This is a genomic window from Neisseria sp. P0009.S007 (assembly GCF_051962515.1).
This window is the reverse complement of sequence record NZ_JBQCVF010000765.1, coordinates 1-826: the sequence shown is the minus strand read 5'-3', so window position 1 is coordinate 826 and position 826 is coordinate 1. Positions and strand designations below refer to the sequence as shown.

Sequence of the window (826 nt, the reverse complement as noted above, 5' to 3'; positions counted from 1 at the left end):
TTGGATTTCAGACGGCCTTGTTTATGTGCTTGAGTCGAAGTAAGTAAATATCGATTTGTCTATATTTTTGAGTTTGTCTAGAAATATAGCGGTTGATATGAAGAGATGATGTATTGGCCGAATATTCATTCGTGTTCGGGTTTGTCGTATTATTTAGTAAAGAGATTATTTATGAATAAAATCAAAATCTTTGGGATAGGTTTGACTGCTTTGGCTTTAGCTTCATGCGGCACTCCGCAAAAGCCTACTGTTGATACGGCAAAACCTGTCGAGCCTGTTTCCTCTGCAAAACGACCTGTATTTGATGCTGCGGCTGAATCTGTTGCCAGCAGCGGTTTTAATGAAAACGTCAATGTTCAGCAGTTTATCCAATATGAAGTGAAAAACCGTCGTTTCAGTGCGGAAGAATTGCGTAACTTCTTCAATGGCGTGGTGTATAAAGGCAATATTATTACTATTATGTACCGCCCAAGCACTTCGCGTCCTTGGTATGAATTCCGTACCGGTAACTCCGGTGCAGCCAAATTTAACGGCGGCAGACAATTCTATGCGGCAAACCGTGCCGCAATTGATGATGTGGCACGCAAATACGGCGTACCTGCCGAATTGATTGTGGCGATTCTCGGGATTGAAACCAATTATGGTAAAAATACAGGCAGCTTCCGCGTTGCCGATGCCTTGAGTACATTGGCCTTTGATTATCCTCGCCGTGCCGAGTTTTTCCAAAATGAATTGAGTGAACTTTTGCAGATGGCAAAAGAAGAAAAAGAAAATATCTTTGACTTCAAAGGCAGCTATGCCGGCGCGATGGGCATGCCGCAATTTA

At 42.7% G+C, this 826-nt stretch carries 1 protein-coding gene; it reads left to right on the top strand.

Features of this window, described 5'->3' with window-relative positions; translation table 11 throughout:
• Positions 1-171: 171 nt before the first annotated feature.
• Positions 172-826 (top strand): lytic murein transglycosylase (locus ACTHS3_RS16215; RefSeq protein WP_440368534.1); only part of this gene is annotated, 655 nt, incomplete at its 3' end.